The organism is Beijerinckia sp. L45, from assembly GCF_009765775.1.
Taxonomy (GTDB): domain Bacteria; phylum Pseudomonadota; class Alphaproteobacteria; order Rhizobiales; family Beijerinckiaceae; genus RH-AL1.
This window is the reverse complement of the sequence record NZ_LMUU01000166.1, coordinates 1-229: the sequence shown is the minus strand read 5'-3', so window position 1 is coordinate 229 and position 229 is coordinate 1. Positions and strand designations below refer to the sequence as shown.

1 pseudogene is annotated in these 229 nt (G+C 65.5%); it reads left to right on the top strand.

Going from position 1 to position 229, the window contains the following annotated elements:
- A pseudogene (locus tag GSQ79_RS18005) lies at window positions 1–229 on the top strand (alpha-D-glucose phosphate-specific phosphoglucomutase); the annotation flags it as partial.

The window sequence follows — 229 nt, the reverse complement described above, 5'->3', positions numbered from 1 at the left end:
CGTATCCGGCGAAACTTTGGTCGTCGGCGGCGATGGCCGTTACTTCAATCGCGAGGCAATCCAGACCATCATCAAGATGACCGCGGCGCACGGCTTTGCCCGCATCCTCGTGGGGCAGGGCGGCCTGCTGTCGACGCCCGCCGCCTCCTGCGTCATTCGCGCGCGCAAAGCCTTCGGTGGTATCATCCTCTCGGCCTCGCACAATCCTGGTGGCCCGGACGGCGACTTC